This window comes from Brevundimonas sp. P2_A6, assembly GCF_056404975.1.
In genome coordinates this window covers 452184-467446 of record NZ_JBFUCZ010000002.1, presented here as the reverse complement: position 1 = coordinate 467446, position 15263 = coordinate 452184, and the positions used below count along the sequence as shown (strand labels likewise).

The following is a 15263-nucleotide window of genomic DNA, read 5'->3' as shown; positions in this document are numbered from 1 at the left end:
GCCAATGCGCGGTCTAGAACTCTCGCCAGCTGTCGCCCGGATCGCGCTGTCCGGGGCGGGCCGATTGCTGGCCCCAGGCCACGACCATGAGCACCTTGTGGCTGCGAATGCGATATTCTCCGATCATCGGCGCGACGGCCCCCAGGGGCGCGCCGGTCCGCGCGTCGTACACAAAGCCCGAGAACTCGGCGACCCCGACCCGGTCGCGCCGGCTGTAGAGGCTGAGCTCGGGCAGGGAGACGACGTTCAGCGTTTCGTTGATCGGCACGGCCAGGGCGGGGATGCCGACGACCCGACGCATCTGTTCCAGCGACAGGGCCCCCGCCCGCAGCTCGAAGACGACCTCGGCCGCGTCACGGCCGTCCGCCAAGGCGAAGCCCGCCTCCGACAGGGCGCTGCGAATGGCTGACACGGCATAGTTGGAGCCCTCGCCCTGGAAAAAGCGCGTCTCGACGAACACCTTCGACCCGGGAGGGACGGGTAGCCGCAACCCTTCGACGGCCTGGTCGGCCGCGCGCGCCATCAGCAGTTGCTCGGTCGCCGTTCGCCCCGTGTTGCTCTCGGAGGTGGAAGCGCAGGCTCCCAAGAGCAGGCACAGCCCGGTCAGGGCCGTTCGCATACTACCAGGTTCCGGTGTTTGGCATCGACAGCCAGGGCTCGGCCGGGGGCAGGGCGGGCCCTTCCTGCAGCAGCTCGATCGAGATGCCGTCCGGCGACTTGACGAAGGCCATGTTGCCGTCGCGGGGCGGGCGGTTGATGACCACGCCGGAGTCCATCAGGTGCTGGCAGGTCGCGTAGATGTCGTCGACGCGATAGGCCAGGTGGCCGAAGTTGCGCCCGCCGGTATAGACCTCGGGGTCCCAGTTGTAGGTCAGCTCGACCTCGGGCGACCGTTCGGCGGCCGACCGATCCCTGTCCTTGGGGGCCGCCAGGAAGACCAGGGTGAAGCGACCCTTCTCGTTTTCCATCCGGCGCACCTCCTCCAGACCCAGCTGGGTCGTCCAGAAATGCAGCGAGGCGTCCAGGTCGGCGACCCGGACCATGGTGTGCAGATATCGCATGGGAAGGCTCGGATGCTGTGGGAGAGCGAGGCCGCCCTTCTAGTCGGAAATCGTCAGCTTCCAAAGGCTTGAGAACGGCCTTATGCATCACGGCGTTCAACGTCCGGGTGCGAACCATCCAGCGACCGCGATCGTCGGTCAGGGGGGCCGGCGGAATTCTTGGGATCGACAGCCGACCATGGGCTCTCTCACTCGGGCGAATGCCGCCCGCAGCGCCGTCAAGGGCGCGACTAACGCCAAGCCGAACTCGACCAAGGCTCAGAACGTCGGCGACGTCAGTCTGGGCGAACGGCTGAAGTACGGCTTCGACAAGTCGATGGCCGGGGGGCCGGTCGCGCTGGTCGGCTGGCTCAGCATCGTCACCCTGATCGTGATCGTGTTCGCCGCGACCGTGCTGGCGATCACCCACATGGGACCGGACGGAGGCTACAACTTCTTCGAGGCGGCCTGGCAGTCGCTGATGCGGACCATGGACGCCGGGACGGTCGCAGGGGACGCCGGCTGGCCGTTCCGCGCCCTGAACATCTTCGTGACCATGATGGGTATCCTGGTGTTCTCGGCCCTGATCTCGATCATCTCGGCCGGGCTGGACGCCAAGATCGACGAGGCCAGGAAGGGTCGCTCGCGCGTGCTGGAGACCGATCACACCATCATCCTGAACTGGTCGGCCTCGATCTTCGACATCATCTCCGAACTGGTCATCGCCAACGAAAGCCGGAAGGCTCCGCGCATCGTCATCATGGCCACGAAGGACAAGGTCGAGATGGAGGACGAGATCGCCGACAAGGTCGCCGATCTCAAGAACACGCAGATCATCTGCCGGTCGGGCGATCCGACCGACCTGTTCGACCTGTCGATCGTCAACCCCCAGGCCTGCCGCTCGATCATCGTGGTCTCGCCCGAAGGCGTCGACGATCCGGACAGCCAGGTCATCAAGACGGTTCTGGCCCTGACCAACGACCCCAAGCGCCGCGAGGAACGCTATCTGATCGCCGCCGAATTGCGCGACGCGCGGAACGCCGAGGTCGCCCGCATCGTGGGCGGCGACGAGGTCCAGCTGGTGCTGGCCGACGACCTGATCTCGCGCATCGTGGTGCAATCGTCGCGCCAGGCCGGGCTGTCGGCCGTCTATTCTGAACTGCTCGATTTCGACGGCTGCGAAATCTACACGACCGAGCTGGAGGACCTGGTCGGGGTCACCTATGGCGACGCGGTCATGGGCTATGAGGACTCGGCCCTGATCGGCCTGCGCTATGCCGACGGCACGGTGAAGATGAACCCGGCGATGGACACGGTGATCCCCGAAGGGGCGCGCGCCATCATCATCGCCGAGGACGACGCCTCCATCAAACTGACCCCATTGCCTGACGACGCCGTCGATACCTCCGCCATCCGCCAGCCCAAGGCGGTGCGCAGGAAGGCCGAGCGGACCCTGATTATCGGCTGGAACCGGCGCGGGCCGATGATCGCCTATGAGCTGTCCAAATATGTGCGGCCGGGCTCGGTCCTGACCGTGGCGGGCGACACGCCGGGCTTCGAGCAGGAAATCCTGACGATGCCGCTGGGATCGAAGAACATGAAGGTCGAGGCCCGCACCATCGACACCAGCCATTCGGCCTCGATCGAGGCCCTGGACCCGGTCAGCTACGACAGCATCATGGTGCTGGGTTACTCGGACAGCATGGAGGCCCAGTCGGCGGATACCCGTACGCTGATCACCCTGCTGCATCTGAGAAAACTGTCGGAGCGGCTCGGCACTCACATCTCCGTCGTCTCGGAGATGATCGACATCCGCAATCGCGAACTGGCCGAGGTGACCCGTGCCGACGACTTCGTGGTGTCCAACAAGCTGGTCAGCCTGATGCTGGCCCAGGCCTCGGAGAACGAATACCTGTCGTCCATCTTCGACGACCTGCTGGATGAGGACGGATCCGAAATCTACATGCGCCCGGTGGGCGACTATGTGGATCTGTCGGGACCGGTGAGCTTCTACACGATTGCGGAGGCCGCCCGTCAGCGCGGCGAGACGGCGATCGGCTATCGCAGGAAGCGCGAGAGCGAGGACGACGACGGCCGCAACATGGGCGGTGTGGTGGTCAATCCGAACAAGTCGGACTCACTGGAGTATCTGCCGGAAGACCGCGTCATCGTGCTGGCCGAGGACTGACCGCAGGCAAGCGACGCGGCGGGGTCGTGCGACACCCCGCCGCTTGGCACCGGCGACCCGAACTGGCATTGAGACTTATTCTCAATAGGAGACGCCGATGCCGCTTCTGATGTGTCCCAATGACAATGCCCAGATGCAGACGCTGGATCGCAATGGCGTCCAGTTCGACATGTGCCCGACCTGCCGGGGTGTCTGGCTGGATCGCGGTGAACTGGAAAAGCTGATGGAAGGCACGCCGGCGCCACCTTCTTCCGAAGCCTACGCACCGCCAACGCAAGGCCAGCCCTGGGGCCAGACCCAGCAGCCCTATCGCGAACTGCCGCGCTATCGCGACGACGACCGCCACTACAAGAAGAAGAAGCGCGACAGCCTCTTTGACATTTTCGACTGAACAGACGGTCTAGGCCGCCAGCCCGGCAGCGCGCATCAAGGTTTTCAAGGGAGCCAGGGCTTCGGGCGAGGCCGTCAGCGATGCCCGCGCCTCGGGTGCGCGGAACAGCTTGATCGCCTCGGCCTTGGCGCGGTCGGCGGCCGGGCCGAACGGGGCGGTCTCGCCCGCCGCCAGCCTCAGCAGGGCCGACAGTTTCTGAGGGATCGGCGCCGGCGCACGCCCCAACTGCGCCGTCAGTTTGGCCTCCGCCTCTATCACGCCGCCGACCACGCCGATCGCGCCACCGATCTGTTCGGTATCGTGCTGGGACAGGGCCGCGGCGCGAACCGAGCGTTGCAGCTGCGCCAGGACCTGCAGCTTGCGCGCAGGCGTAGGGCCGGACCCGCGCATCTCGCTTTCGAACCGCAAGGAGGTCACGCAGGCGGCCAGCCAGCGGGCGGCCGAGCGCTTGTTCGACGACCCCGTGACGTTCTCGCACAGGCGGGTCAGCTGCTCGGCCTCGCACAGCACCGTTTCGCACGACACGACATAGGCCTGGACGAAGTCGGCGGTGACCAGGCTCTTGGACCGTTCGATAAAGGCGTTCTGGACCTCTTCCAGCGTCAGCAACCGCCCGGCCGTCGCCGTCAGCGACATGGCCAGGGTGCGCAGGATGTCGATCTCTCCCGGCGCATCGGAGGGGCGCAAGCGGCGGGGCCCCTGCAACTCGCGCAGGACCATCCGGGCCAGGGACGCCCCCAGGATGGGGTATTCCCCCGCATCGAGCCGCTGACCCAGACGGGCCGCGGCGCCGTCCACGGCCGGCATCAACAGGGCCATGCGCGGATCCATGGCGATCAGGGCCTCGATCTCGCGCGGGGCCACCATTCGGACAACGGCCGCCAGGCTGCCGCCCTGATCCAGGGCGGGTCCCAGTATTTCGGCCAGACCGGTCCGCGCGCCCAGCAGTTCGACCAGGATCTGCTCGATCCCGACCATGACCAGGGCGCGCGGCGCGCCCTCCATCGGTGCCCGGTCGGCCAGGTCCATCAGCCGGTCCAGTCGCGCCCGCGCGCCCCTGACGCCAACCAGTGCCCCGGCAATGACGCCGCCCATGACGAAGGCCCGGTCCGGCGTTCCCGCCAGCCGGTGGGCGACGTCGGCCAGCGACCGGTTGGCCAGGTCGGGGAACGTCCCCTTGCGTCCCGCCGTCACGACCCGCTCCATCGCCTGTTCGGTCAACCGCTGGTAATGGCGGATCAGGTCATGGGCGGGCTGGCCCGTCGCCTGGCTTTCGGGGATGGCGACCTTCTGGATCGCGTGCTGGACCTCGACCCCCGAGGCCTCCAGCTTTTCGACCAGATCGGGGCGGTGCAACAGTTCGAACGGCGTGGCCCCATTCCGCATCAGCCAGTCTTCCAGGACCCGCCCCAGCAGTTCGCGGGCGTGCGGCGTGTAGAGGTCGGCCGGGGCCATGCAGTTGGGCCGGTCCGCGTCGTCCACGACCCGCTTCTTGGGCGCTTCCGGCGCGCCCTTGGTCAGGACGGTGACGCTGTTGAACTCCATGGTATCGGGATCGAGCGTCTCCTTGGTGACCCGGACGGCCACGGCATGCTTGTCGCGCAGGATTTCCTCGGCGGCCTCGATCGCCTGCTGGCGGTTTTCCGTGGCCTGCATCAGTGTCCACGGCGAGGGGGCCGTCTTGCGGATATAGAGCTCGTAATGGACGGGTCCGGCCATGGTCTCGCTTCGACGTTGAGCGATAACCTTACCGACCAGGGTTTAAGGTCCGGTTTCGCGAACGAAATCTGGTCAGCAACGAACTGTGGCCGTAAAGTCACCGCGTTCGCGGGCGAACGGTTACGCTTGCCGTGCGTTCAGTCGCTCCCGACATCGGTCGGGTCCGATCCGTGCCGGAACTGACGAGGAGACCGATTTGGCCAATATCACCCTGGTGGACGACGACGAGAACATCGTCGCATCCGTGTCGCTGGCGCTGGAAAGCCACGGCCACAAGGTGGTCGCCTATCACGACGGGGCCACGGGGCTGGAGGCGCTGGAAGCGTCGCCGCCCGATCTCGCCATCCTTGACGTCAAGATGCCCCGCATGGACGGCATGGAGGTCTTGCGCCGCCTGCGCCAGACCAGTCAGATCCCCGTCATCATGCTGACGTCCAAGGATGAGGAGATCGACGAGATCCTCGGCTTCAACCTCGGTGCCGACGACTATATGCACAAGCCGTTCAGCCAGCGTCTGCTGATCGAGCGGGTCAAGGCGCTGCTGCGTCGCTCGGGTGGCGACGGCGGCGAGCCGGAACCCTCGGCCGAGATCAGCGGCAAGGCGATCCGACGCGGCAAGCTGCTGATGGATCCCGCGCGCCACGAAAGCACCTGGGACGGCAAGCCGGTCAAGTTGACGGTGACCGAGTTCCTGCTGCTGCAGGCCCTGGCCCAGCGGCCCGGCTTCGTGAAGAGCCGCGACAACCTGATGGACGCCGCCTACGACGACCAGGTCTATGTCGATGACCGCACCATCGACAGCCACGTCAAGCGGATGCGCAAGAAGTTCCGGGTCGTCGATCCCGAGTTCGACGCAATCGAGACCCTGTATGGCGTCGGCTATCGCTACCGCGAAAGCTGACGGTCTGGACGGGGCGGACGAGACACCGCTTCGCCGACGCCTGATCCGTTTCGGCGGCTCGCGGCTCGGCGGGCTGATCCTCGCGCTCAATCTGCTCAGCCTGCTGATCCTGTTCGGCGGGGCCCTGGCGCTGAATGAATGGAACCGGGGGCTCGTCCAGGCGCGGCAGGAAAGCCTGATGGTCCAGGCTGAGCTGCTGTCGAACGTCCTGGGCCAGCTGGGCATCACCGAAGGCGAGCCGGAGCCGACCCTGGACCCGATCCAGGCCAGTCGCTGGCTGCGCGACAACTTCATCCCCAGCGGCCAGCGAGCGCGACTTTACGACAGCTATGGCCTGCTGGTGTCGGACAGTTTCGCGGTGTCCGACAAGATCCCGGGCGAGCCGCTGCCACCCGCCCTCCCGGCGGGATCCCCGCCTGAGGAAAAGGCCGATCCCGCGCGGGAACAGGCCAATCTGTCGCGCGCCAACACCGCTCTGGGCCAGGAGATCGAGGCCGCCCTGGGCGGCGATCCGCAGGCGACCGTTCGTCGGTCGGAGAACGGAGACCGGGTCGTGTCCGTCTCCCTGCCGGTGCGCCACGTGCAACAGGTTCTCGGCGTCCTGACCCTGGAGGCCGGGGACGTCGACCAGATCTTGGGGGCCCAGCGCCGGGCGCTGGTGCCGTTCGCCCTCGTCGCGCTGGCGGTGAACCTGCTGGCCAGCCTGTTGCTGCACCTGTTCGTGGCCCGGCCGGTCATGCGTCTGTCGGCGGCGGCCGATCAGGTCCGGCTGCAACGCGCCCGCGCCATCTCCTTGCCTGACCTCGAGGATCGTCGCGACGAAATCGGCGACCTGGCGCGCTCGCTGGAATCCATGACCGAGACACTGTCGGCCCGGATGGATGCGATCGAACGGTTCGCCGCCGATGTGGCGCATGAGATCAAGAACCCCCTGACCTCGATCCGTTCGGCGCTGGAAACCCTTGATCTGGTCAAGGACAAGGACAAGCGCGACCGTCTGACCCTGGTCCTGCAACAAGACGTCAAACGCCTGGACCGCCTGATCACCGACATCTCCAACGCCTCGCGCCTGGATGCGGAACTGTCCCGCGACCGCCCGCGCCCCGTCGATCTCGCCGCCCTGCTGACCGACATCGTCGGCGTCTACGAAACGACCGGAAAGCCTGGGGAAGCGGCTGTGCATCTTGATATCGCGCTCGAGGGACCGGCGCGCGTCATGGGGCGGGACGGTCCACTGGGTCAGGTCTTCCGCAACCTGATCGACAACGCCCGCTCCTTCAGCCCGGCGGATCGACCGGTTCGCGTGACCGTGCGCCGGGACGACACCGATCCGGACCGCCCATTGTCGATCCGGGTCGAGGACGACGGTCCGGGCATCCCGCCCGAGAACCTGGAGACGGTGTTCGAGAGATTCTACACGTCGCGACCGCGCGGCACCGCTTTCGGGTCGAACTCCGGCCTCGGCCTGTCGATCGTGCGCCAGATCGTCGAGGCCCATGGCGGGCGCGTCATCGCCAGCAACCGCCCCGACCCTGCCGGCGCGAGCCGGGGCGCCGTTTTCGAGGTGACCCTGCCGGCCGCCGGTCGCCGGGGGTGACGCTGTCCGCCCTCCCGTCGCCCATCCATGCCACCGCCGTCGCGACCTATCACGCGGAGACCTGGAAGGGGGTCTTGCTGATGGGCGCTTCCGGCAGCGGCAAGAGCGATCTCGCCCTGAGACTGATGGCCCGCGGCTGGCGGCTGATCGGCGATGACTATGTCCATGCGTGGGCCTCCGACGGGTCTCTCTTCGCCGCGCCGATCGAAACCATCGCTGGACGGATGGAGGCGCGCGGATTGGGCATTCTCCCGGCCGCACACAGGCCGGTGGGCCGGGTCGTCCTTGTCGTGGAGTGTGCGCAATGCAGCGTGGAGCGCCTGCCGGAGCCGCGGACGGCGACCATCGCGGGGGTGACTCTCTTCCGCCTCGCGCTGGACATCCGACCCGCTTCCGCTGTGGAAACCCTGACGCTCGCCATCAGGCGGCTTTGATCCGGCGCGGGTTTCCTTTATCTAGGCCGGCTTGCGGATCGGACCGGGGGGCACCGATGCAGTGTGAACGGGATGCTTCGCAGTTGAACGCCTTCAGGATGGGGTCGGCATGATCGGCCTGGTGATCGTTACCCACGGCGGACTGGCGTCGGAGTTCCTGTCCGCCATGGAACACGTCGTCGGCCCTCAGCGCGGCGTCGCGGCCATCTGCATCGGGCCGGAAGACGACATGGAACGCCGCCGGCGGGACATCGTCGATGCCGCCGCCGCCGTCGACGACGGCTCGGGCGTCATCCTCTTGACCGACATGTTCGGGGGCACGCCCTCCAACCTGGCCATCTCGGTGATGGAGCAGACCCACGCCGAAGTCATCGCCGGTCTGAACCTGCCCATGCTGATCAAGCTGGCCAGCGTGCGGACGCGCGAAAGCCTGGAGACCTGCGTCGCCCACGCCCAGGACGCGGGCCGCAAATACATCTCCGTCGCCTCATGGGTTCTGGCGGGCGAGAAATAGCCGTGGGCCAGACCCTGCCGACCGCGCGGACCACCGCCAACATCTGCAACACCCGCGGCCTGCATGCCCGGGCCTCGGCCAAGTTCGTCAAACTGGCCTCCAGCTTCGAATCCGAGATCCAGGTCACGCGCGACGGCACGACGGTGGACGCCCGCTCGATCATGGGCTTGCTGATGCTCGGCGCCGGGAACGGCTGTTCGATCGAGGTCACCGCGCAGGGCTCCGACGCCGACGCCGCGATCGAGGCCCTGGCCGATCTGGTCGCCCGCCGCTTCGACGAGGACGTCTGATACGTTAGGGGCGCTACCGCTCGGCTCGCGGAGCCTCGCTGCTTGTGCCCGCGCCCTGCTGTTTTGCCCCGATGTGCGCCTGGCCCCGTTGCTCGGCCAGCTTGACCTGACGATCGCGTTCGAGGGCACCCGCGCGTTGTTCGTCGCTAAGCGTGTCGTGGCAACGATCACAGCAGACCCCTTCGACGAAGTTCGTGGACGCCCGCCCGGCCTTGCTGACCGGCATCCGACAACCCCGGCACAGGCTGTGCGTGCCCGCTTCCAGCCCATGGCCGACCGCGACACGCTCGTCGAAGACGAAGCATTCGCCCTGCCACAGGCTTTGTCCTGCGGGCACCGTCTCCAGATAACGCAGGATGCCGCCCTGCAGGTGGTGCACGTTCGCCACCCCTCGCGCCTTCAGGTACGCGGTCGCCTTTTCGCAACGGATGCCGCCGGTGCAGTACATGGCGACCCTGGGTAGAACGGGGCGGTCCAGCAGGACACGCCCTTCTCGCTCGAACCAGTCGGGAAAGTCGCGAAACGACCGGGTATTGGGCTGCACCGCACCCTCGAAGGCCCCGACGTCGGCCTCGTACTCGTTGCGGGTGTCGATGACGACGGTGTCGGGGTCCGCGATCAGGGCGTTCCAGTCCGAGGGCGCGACATAGGTCCCGGCGTCCAGCACGGGGTCGATGTCCGGCTGTCCCATCGTCACGATCTCGGCCTTCACCCGGACTTTCAGCCGATGGAACGGCATCCGTTCGGCCGTGCTGTATTTGACGTCGAGGTCGGCGAACCCCGGCTCGGCGCGCAGTCCGTCGATCACGCGAGCGATCGCGCCTGGCGACCCCGCGACCGTCCCGTTCATGCCCTCGTGGGCGACCAGCAGGGTTCCGCGCACGTCCTCGCCGCACAGCGCCTCGAGTCGATTCCGCAGGCCTTCCGGCTTGCTCACAGTGGCGAACCGATAAAGGGCTGCGACGCGGATGGGGTGTGTCATGGCCAACAGCCTCCTTCGCCCGAGACTTGGAAGGGCAATCCTGCGCCGCAGGATTGGTGGAGCCGAGGGGAGTCGAACCCCTGACCTCGTCATTGCGAACGACGCGCTCTACCAACTGAGCTACGGCCCCGTTACCGGGTGAAGGCGAGGGCGGGACATAGGCGGCGCAGGCCGTGGGTGTCAATCGGCCAGCCGCGCGACACCCTCGTCCTTGGCGTTCTCGCCGGGGGCGTCTAGGACAGGCGGAACAAGCTTCAGGAGCACATCGTGGGTATCGGCGTCGGCATCGCGGGTTTCATCTGTTTCATCGTCGGCTCGCTGTTTCAGCTTCTGTGGCTGGCGATCGTGATCTCGGCCATCCTCAGCTGGCTGTTCGCCTTCGACATCATCAACTATCGCAATCGTTTCGTGGCCCAACTGGCCAGCTTCCTCGACAGCGTGGTCACGCCACTGCTTGCGCCGCTGCGCCGCTTCATCCCCCCGCTGGGCGGGATCGACATCACCCCGATCATCGCCCTGCTGATCATCTCGGGCGTGCAGCGGTATTTGCTGCCTCCGTTCTGCAACGCGCTGGCGATGCTGCTCGGCGGCGGTGTCTGACACCGACAAGGCGGGCCTCATGCTGCACCGCACGATTCCAGCCTTGCACCACGTCGATAGGCTCTTAAGGTGCCGACGACCGGGCGTACCGCCGTTTCAAACCACGACTTCATGACTTCCTCGATCAAGACAGTCGCCATCATCGGCGCCGGCCAGATGGGCGCCGGCATCGCCCAGGCCGTGGCGCTGGGCGGTTATGGCGTCAGCCTGTTCGACGTCGATGCCGACCGCCTGCCCGCCGCGATCGCCGCCATCGGTGCAAGTCTGGCGCGTCAGGTCGAGCGCAACATCCTGAGCCAGGCCCAGGCCGACACCGCGCTGTCCGCGATCGCCGGGATCAGCACGCTGGCCGAGGCGGGCAAGGCCGATCTGGTGATCGAGGCGGCCGTCGAGGACGAGGCGACCAAGAAGGCCGTGTTCGCCAATCTGGTCCCGCATCTGGGTCCCGATACCCTGCTGGCGTCGAACACCTCCTCCATATCGATCACACGCCTTGCTTCCGCGACCGACCGGCCCGACCGGTTCATCGGCCTGCATTTCATGAAGCCGGCCCCGGTCATGAAGCTGGTGGAGATCATCCGCGGCATCGCCACATCGGCCACGACCTACGAGACCGCGGTCGCCTTTGCCGAGAGCCTGGGCAAGACCACGACCAACGCCGAGGATTTCCCCGCCTTCATCGTCAACCGCATCCTGGTGCCGATGATCAACGAGGCGATCTATGTGCTGTACGAAGGCGTCGGCAACGTCGCCTCGATCGACAAGGCGCTGAAACTGGGCGCCAACCACCCGATGGGGCCACTGGCGTTGGCCGACTTCATGGGGCTGGACGTCGTCCTGGCCATAATGAACGTGCTGTACGAGGGCCTGGCCGACAGCAAATACCGTCCCTGTCCGCTGCTGGTGAAATATGTCGAAGCCGGGTGGCTGGGGCGCAAGTCCGGTCGTGGCTTCTACGACTATTCGGGCGACGTTCCGGTGCCCACCCGATGATGTCGCGCTTCGACACACCGTCGAGGTTTCCAGGCCAGACAACGGTGACCTGGAGGCGCACGCGACCGGCGATAGCCCTTGCGATCCTGGCCGGTGTGCTGTGGCCCCCGTTCATCCTGACCTTCCTGGTCTGGCCGCCCCAGAACTGGCTGCCGGGCCGCGAGTTCGATTTTCGGCTGCTGGCCGTCCTGATCGGTCTGATCGGGGTGCCGCTGGGTCTTTGGCTCATCGCCCGGGAACGTCGGCGGACGGGTCGACCGGCCACGCGTCTGGGCATCGTCTGGCGCTTCATGCTGTACGGCGGGCTCCTGGCCGCTGCATTGCAGGTGGTCCTGGCGTTGACCATGACCATCCTGGGCTGGTTCGGCTCGGCCAATCCGCTGGAAGCCGTCGGATCGACCGAGACGGTGCTTCTGATCTACGGCGTCGGTGGCCTGCCTGTCGCGATCCTGGTGGGTGTCAGCTATGCGCTGTGGGCCGGGCTGTGCGCCGCCTACCTCGCCTTCATGCCGGCTCCCGAGAAGGTCCGCGACCGTCTGGGCGTGATGTCGTCCGCTCCGCCGCGGACGCCGTTCTGAGGACGCCCGTGATCCTGCAAGGATCACGGTCCTGAACCGGCTTGGGGGAGCCGCCGATGACCGAAAACACCCGTGGGGTTGAAAAGCGCTCGTCTCCGATCCTCGGACCCGTCGATGCGGGCGATCGCATTCAGGCGCTCGACATCCTGCGCGGCTTCGCCGTGCTGGGCATCCTGGCGGTCAACGCCATCGCCTTCGCCTGGCCGGGCATGATGGACACGTCATCCGCCACCGTTCCGTTTTCCATGGAAGGCGACAATCGCTGGGCCATCTGGGTCGTCGACGTCTTCCTGCATGACAAGTGCCGGACGCTGTTCTCGATGCTGTTCGGCGTTTCGGTCTTTCTGGTGGGGGGCGAGCGGTCCGACCGAAACCGTGGCGCGATCTTGAGGCGACGTCTGCTGGTGCTGGCGGCGTTCGGCCTTCTTCACGGCCTGGCGCTTTGGTTTGGCGACATCCTGCTGCTCTACGCATGGTCAGGGCTGTTCATGGCGCTTTGCCGATCGTGGTCGCCCCGTCGCCTGCTGTGGGTCGGCGGCGCCATGGTCGGCGTCTTCTCTCTCATCGTCGCCGCGGGCGAGGCGATACCCGCGCTGATCCACCCCGGCCCGTCGGCCGCCGCCTTCGCTGAAACCGTCGTCAAGGGTCAGGCCGCGACGCTGGAGATCATCCAGCGCGTCCGGACGTCCTGGTCGGGCGCGATGTTCGAGAACCTGAAGATGTGGGCGATGCTGCAGGGGGCCAGTCTGCTGATCCTGGTCTTCCCGACGGTCGGGCTGATGATGCTGGGCCTCGGGCTGTTCAAGACCGGTTATCTGGCGGGGCGCGCGTCAGGCTGGGCCTATGTCCGGGCGCTGACGATCGGCATCGCCATCCTGGCGGCGTTCGGTGTCGTCCACTGGATGGTTCTCGACCCGGCCATGGCCCCCAAGGACGTGCTGGTCGCCGACAGCGTGCTGGGGGCGCTGGCTCCCTTCATCACCCTGGCCTGGGTGGGGCTGCTGATCCTGATGACACGGCACGGCCTTGGCATCGTCACGCGGCGGCTGGCCCCGGTGGGGCGGATGGCCTTCACCAACTACCTGAGCCAGACCTTGATCATGACGACGCTGTTCTACATGCCCTGGGGGCCGCGCCTGTTCGGCTCGGTGGAGCCCGCCCCGCTGTGGGGGATCGTCGCGGCGGTGTGGGTCGTCCAGCTGATCTGGTCGCCACTGTGGCTGTCCGCCTTCCGCATGGGACCGCTGGAATGGGTGTGGCGCTGCCTGACCTACGGGCGGATGGTCCCGATCCGGAATTAGGGCGAGAGGGATTGGGGACCAGGGATTGGGCCGAGTCGAACGTGCGTGCGACTTCGCGCTCCACCTGCCGCCTAATCCCTAGTCCCTAATCCCTAATCCCTCTAAACACCCCCGCCATGACCGACGCCGCGCCGACCCCTGCCCGCCCCGAAGCCCGAAGCCCGCGCGGATTCGCCGATCGTCGCGGCCCCGGCTTGATCGCCGAGCGCCAGATCGTTCAGCGGGTGTCGGAAGTCTATGAGCGCTGGGGGTTCGAGCCGCTGGATACGGGAGCGTTCGAATATGCCGACGCCTTGGGCAAGTTCCTGCCGGACGCCGACCGGCCCAATGAGGGCGTGTTCGCGCTTCAGGACGACACCGGCCCTGACGAGGGTGGCCAGTGGATGGCGCTTCGCTACGATCTGACCGCGCCCCTGGCCCGGTTCGCGGCACAGAACTGGGAAGTCCTGCCCAAGCCCTTCCGCCGCTACGCCTTCGGCTCCGTCTGGCGGAACGAGAAGCCGGGACCCGGCCGATTCCGCGAGTTCACCCAGTGCGACGCCGACACCGTCGGCTCCGACCGACCGGAAGCCGATGCCGAGATCATCGCCATGGCTTGCGAAGGTCTCCAGGCCGCGGGCTTGCAACCGGGTCAGGCCGTGGTGCGCGTCTCGAACCGCAAGCTGTTCGACGGCCTGTTCGAGGCGGGCGGCGTGACCGATCCGGGCCAGCGGCTGATCGCGCTCCGGGCCATCGACAAGTTCGACCGGCTGGGCTGGTCCGGCGTCTCGGCCCTGTTGGGAGAAGGTCGACTGGACGAAAGCGGGGACTATACCAAGGGGGCCAACCTGCCGCTGGGCGTGGCCACGACGATCGAGGCCTTCCTGGGGTCGGCGGGCGACGGCAGGCGCAGCCGGGCCGAGACGCTGGACGCGATCGCCCGTGCGGGCGGCCTCGGCCCGGCGGGGGAGGCGGCGCTGCAAGAACTGGCCGGGATCGACCGGGCGCTGGCGTCCATGCGGGTCAGCCAGGACGCCGTGCGCTTCGATCCCACCATCGTGCGCGGGCTGGAATACTATACCGGCGCGGTGTTCGAGGCCGAACTTCTGCTGGATACGACCGACGAGAAGGGACGGCCCGTTCGGTTCGGCTCCATTGGCGGCGGCGGGCGGTATGACGACCTGGTGGCGCGCTTCACGGATGAATCGACGCCGGCGACGGGCTTCTCTTTCGGCGTCTCCCGGCTGGCGTCGGCCTTGCGGGCGGCGGGTCGAACGGACAGCGCGACACGGGGGCCCGTGGTCGTCATCGTCTTCGGCCAGGACGACATGCAGGCCTATCTGGACGCGGTGTCGGAACTCAGGACCGCCGGCATTGCCGCCGAGCTCTACCTGGGCCGCGCGGGCATGAAGGCGCAGATGAAATACGCCGATCGGCGCGGATCCCCGGCGGTCGTCATGCTGGGCGGCGACGAGATCGCGGCCGGTCAGGTGACGATCAAGGACCTTGATGCCGGTCGCCAGCTGGCCGCCGGGGTCGCAGACAATGACGCCTGGAAGGCCGAACGCCCCGGGCAGCTGAAAGTCGCGCGCGCGGACTTGGTGCAAGCCATTCGCAAGATTATCGACAATCCTTCGATAACGTGACGCCAATATTTTGACTTATCGTCGATAAGTCATCGGCGACCGCGAAATGTCGTGCGGTTTGATTGACTTGAAGCCGTCGGATCGGTCATCTGATCTCACTCGAACGGCGC

General features: G+C 66.9%; 16 protein-coding genes and 1 tRNA gene. 12 read left to right on the top strand and 5 right to left on the bottom strand.

The window, feature by feature from the left end:
• Positions 1-13: 13 nt before the first annotated feature.
• Entirely contained in the window at positions 14-619 is a 606-nt protein-coding gene (locus AC1DW4_RS07755; protein WP_477016670.1) for a DUF6655 family protein, read from the bottom strand.
• Position 620: 1 nt separating this feature from the next.
• Complete coding sequence (locus AC1DW4_RS07750) at positions 621-1061, bottom strand: VOC family protein (RefSeq protein ID WP_477016669.1); 441 nt, start codon at positions 1059-1061, stop codon at positions 621-623.
• A gap of 178 nt (positions 1062-1239) precedes the next feature.
• Between AC1DW4_RS07750 and AC1DW4_RS07745 the strand changes: the two genes are divergently transcribed.
• On the top strand, positions 1240-3228 hold the full coding sequence (locus AC1DW4_RS07745) for a CASTOR/POLLUX-related putative ion channel (protein WP_477016668.1): 1989 nt from the start codon (positions 1240-1242) through the stop codon (positions 3226-3228).
• A gap of 97 nt (positions 3229-3325) precedes the next feature.
• Entirely contained in the window at positions 3326-3619 is a 294-nt protein-coding gene (locus AC1DW4_RS07740) for a TFIIB-type zinc ribbon-containing protein (RefSeq protein ID WP_477016667.1), read from the top strand.
• Positions 3620-3628: 9 nt separating this feature from the next.
• On the opposite strand, the gene AC1DW4_RS07735 is transcribed toward AC1DW4_RS07740, so the two are convergent.
• Entirely contained in the window at positions 3629-5338 is a 1710-nt protein-coding gene (locus AC1DW4_RS07735) for a hypothetical protein (protein ID WP_477016666.1), read from the bottom strand.
• Between the two features lie 196 nt (positions 5339-5534).
• Here AC1DW4_RS07735 and AC1DW4_RS07730 point away from each other — a divergent pair, with 196 nt between their 5' ends.
• The 5 genes from AC1DW4_RS07730 (at position 5535) to AC1DW4_RS07710 (ending at position 9074) form a co-directional block, all read left to right on the top strand.
• Complete coding sequence (locus tag AC1DW4_RS07730) at positions 5535-6239, top strand: response regulator transcription factor (RefSeq protein WP_477016665.1); 705 nt, start codon at positions 5535-5537, stop codon at positions 6237-6239.
• On the top strand, positions 6208-7836 hold the full coding sequence (locus AC1DW4_RS07725; protein ID WP_477016664.1) for an ATP-binding protein: 1629 nt from the start codon (positions 6208-6210) through the stop codon (positions 7834-7836). The genes AC1DW4_RS07730 and AC1DW4_RS07725 overlap by 32 nt, the downstream gene beginning before the upstream one ends.
• Positions 7833-8270 carry an HPr kinase/phosphorylase gene (locus AC1DW4_RS07720; protein ID WP_477016663.1) on the top strand — a complete coding sequence of 146 codons (438 nt, stop codon included), beginning with the start codon at positions 7833-7835 and terminating at the stop codon, positions 8268-8270. Before AC1DW4_RS07725 ends, AC1DW4_RS07720 begins: the two co-directional genes overlap by 4 nt.
• 109 nt (positions 8271-8379) lie before the next feature.
• Positions 8380-8784, top strand: a complete 405-nt coding sequence (locus tag AC1DW4_RS07715; protein ID WP_013267681.1) for a PTS sugar transporter subunit IIA — start codon at positions 8380-8382, stop codon at positions 8782-8784.
• A 2-nt stretch (positions 8785-8786) separates the two neighbouring features.
• Complete coding sequence (locus AC1DW4_RS07710) at positions 8787-9074, top strand: HPr family phosphocarrier protein (protein WP_477016662.1); 288 nt, start codon at positions 8787-8789, stop codon at positions 9072-9074.
• 13 nt (positions 9075-9087) lie between these two features.
• Here the strand turns inward: AC1DW4_RS07710 and trhO are convergent, their stop codons facing one another.
• Positions 9088-10056, bottom strand: a complete 969-nt coding sequence (gene trhO, locus AC1DW4_RS07705) for an oxygen-dependent tRNA uridine(34) hydroxylase TrhO (protein WP_477016661.1) — start codon at positions 10054-10056, stop codon at positions 9088-9090.
• A gap of 54 nt (positions 10057-10110) precedes the next feature.
• Positions 10111-10186 (bottom strand) — tRNA-Ala (locus tag AC1DW4_RS07700).
• Positions 10187-10323: 137 nt separating this feature from the next.
• Here AC1DW4_RS07700 and AC1DW4_RS07695 point away from each other — a divergent pair.
• From AC1DW4_RS07695 to hisS, 5 genes are all read left to right on the top strand, one after another.
• Positions 10324-10656: a YggT family protein gene (locus tag AC1DW4_RS07695; RefSeq protein ID WP_477016660.1), complete on the top strand. Its 333-nt coding sequence runs from the start codon at positions 10324-10326 to the stop codon at positions 10654-10656.
• A gap of 111 nt (positions 10657-10767) precedes the next feature.
• A complete protein-coding gene (locus AC1DW4_RS07690) occupies positions 10768-11649 on the top strand; it encodes a 3-hydroxybutyryl-CoA dehydrogenase (protein WP_477016659.1) in 882 nt (293 codons plus the stop codon).
• Positions 11650-11744: 95 nt separating this feature from the next.
• The gene (locus tag AC1DW4_RS07685; RefSeq protein WP_477016658.1) at positions 11745-12227 is read left to right on the top strand and encodes a phthalate transporter; all 483 of its coding nucleotides are present in this window, start codon (positions 11745-11747) and stop codon (positions 12225-12227) included.
• Between the two features lie 56 nt (positions 12228-12283).
• Entirely contained in the window at positions 12284-13528 is a 1245-nt protein-coding gene (locus AC1DW4_RS07680) for a DUF418 domain-containing protein (protein ID WP_477016657.1), read from the top strand.
• A 116-nt stretch (positions 13529-13644) separates the two neighbouring features.
• Positions 13645-15153: a histidine--tRNA ligase gene (gene hisS, locus AC1DW4_RS07675; RefSeq protein WP_477016656.1), complete on the top strand. Its 1509-nt coding sequence runs from the start codon at positions 13645-13647 to the stop codon at positions 15151-15153.
• The last annotated feature ends 110 nt before the right edge of the window (positions 15154-15263 follow it).

Excerpts from the sequence above, each read along its gene's own strand:
- AC1DW4_RS07755 (WP_477016670.1), bottom strand. The coding sequence starts at position 619 with ATGCGAACGGCCCTGACCGGGCTGTGCCTGCTCTTGGGAGCCTGCGCT.
- AC1DW4_RS07750 (WP_477016669.1), bottom strand. The coding sequence starts at position 1,061 with ATGCGATATCTGCACACCATGGTCCGGGTCGCCGACCTGGACGCCTCG.
- AC1DW4_RS07745 (WP_477016668.1), top strand. The coding sequence starts at position 1,240 with ATGGGCTCTCTCACTCGGGCGAATGCCGCCCGCAGCGCCGTCAAGGGC.
- AC1DW4_RS07740 (WP_477016667.1), top strand. The coding sequence starts at position 3,326 with ATGCCGCTTCTGATGTGTCCCAATGACAATGCCCAGATGCAGACGCTG.
- AC1DW4_RS07735 (WP_477016666.1), bottom strand. The coding sequence starts at position 5,338 with ATGGCCGGACCCGTCCATTACGAGCTCTATATCCGCAAGACGGCCCCC.
- AC1DW4_RS07725 (WP_477016664.1), top strand. The coding sequence starts at position 6,208 with ATGGCGTCGGCTATCGCTACCGCGAAAGCTGACGGTCTGGACGGGGCG.
- AC1DW4_RS07715 (WP_013267681.1), top strand. The coding sequence starts at position 8,380 with ATGATCGGCCTGGTGATCGTTACCCACGGCGGACTGGCGTCGGAGTTC.
- trhO (WP_477016661.1), bottom strand. The coding sequence starts at position 10,056 with ATGACACACCCCATCCGCGTCGCAGCCCTTTATCGGTTCGCCACTGTG.
- AC1DW4_RS07690 (WP_477016659.1), top strand. The coding sequence starts at position 10,768 with ATGACTTCCTCGATCAAGACAGTCGCCATCATCGGCGCCGGCCAGATG.
- AC1DW4_RS07680 (WP_477016657.1), top strand. The coding sequence starts at position 12,284 with ATGACCGAAAACACCCGTGGGGTTGAAAAGCGCTCGTCTCCGATCCTC.
- hisS (WP_477016656.1), top strand. The coding sequence starts at position 13,645 with ATGACCGACGCCGCGCCGACCCCTGCCCGCCCCGAAGCCCGAAGCCCG.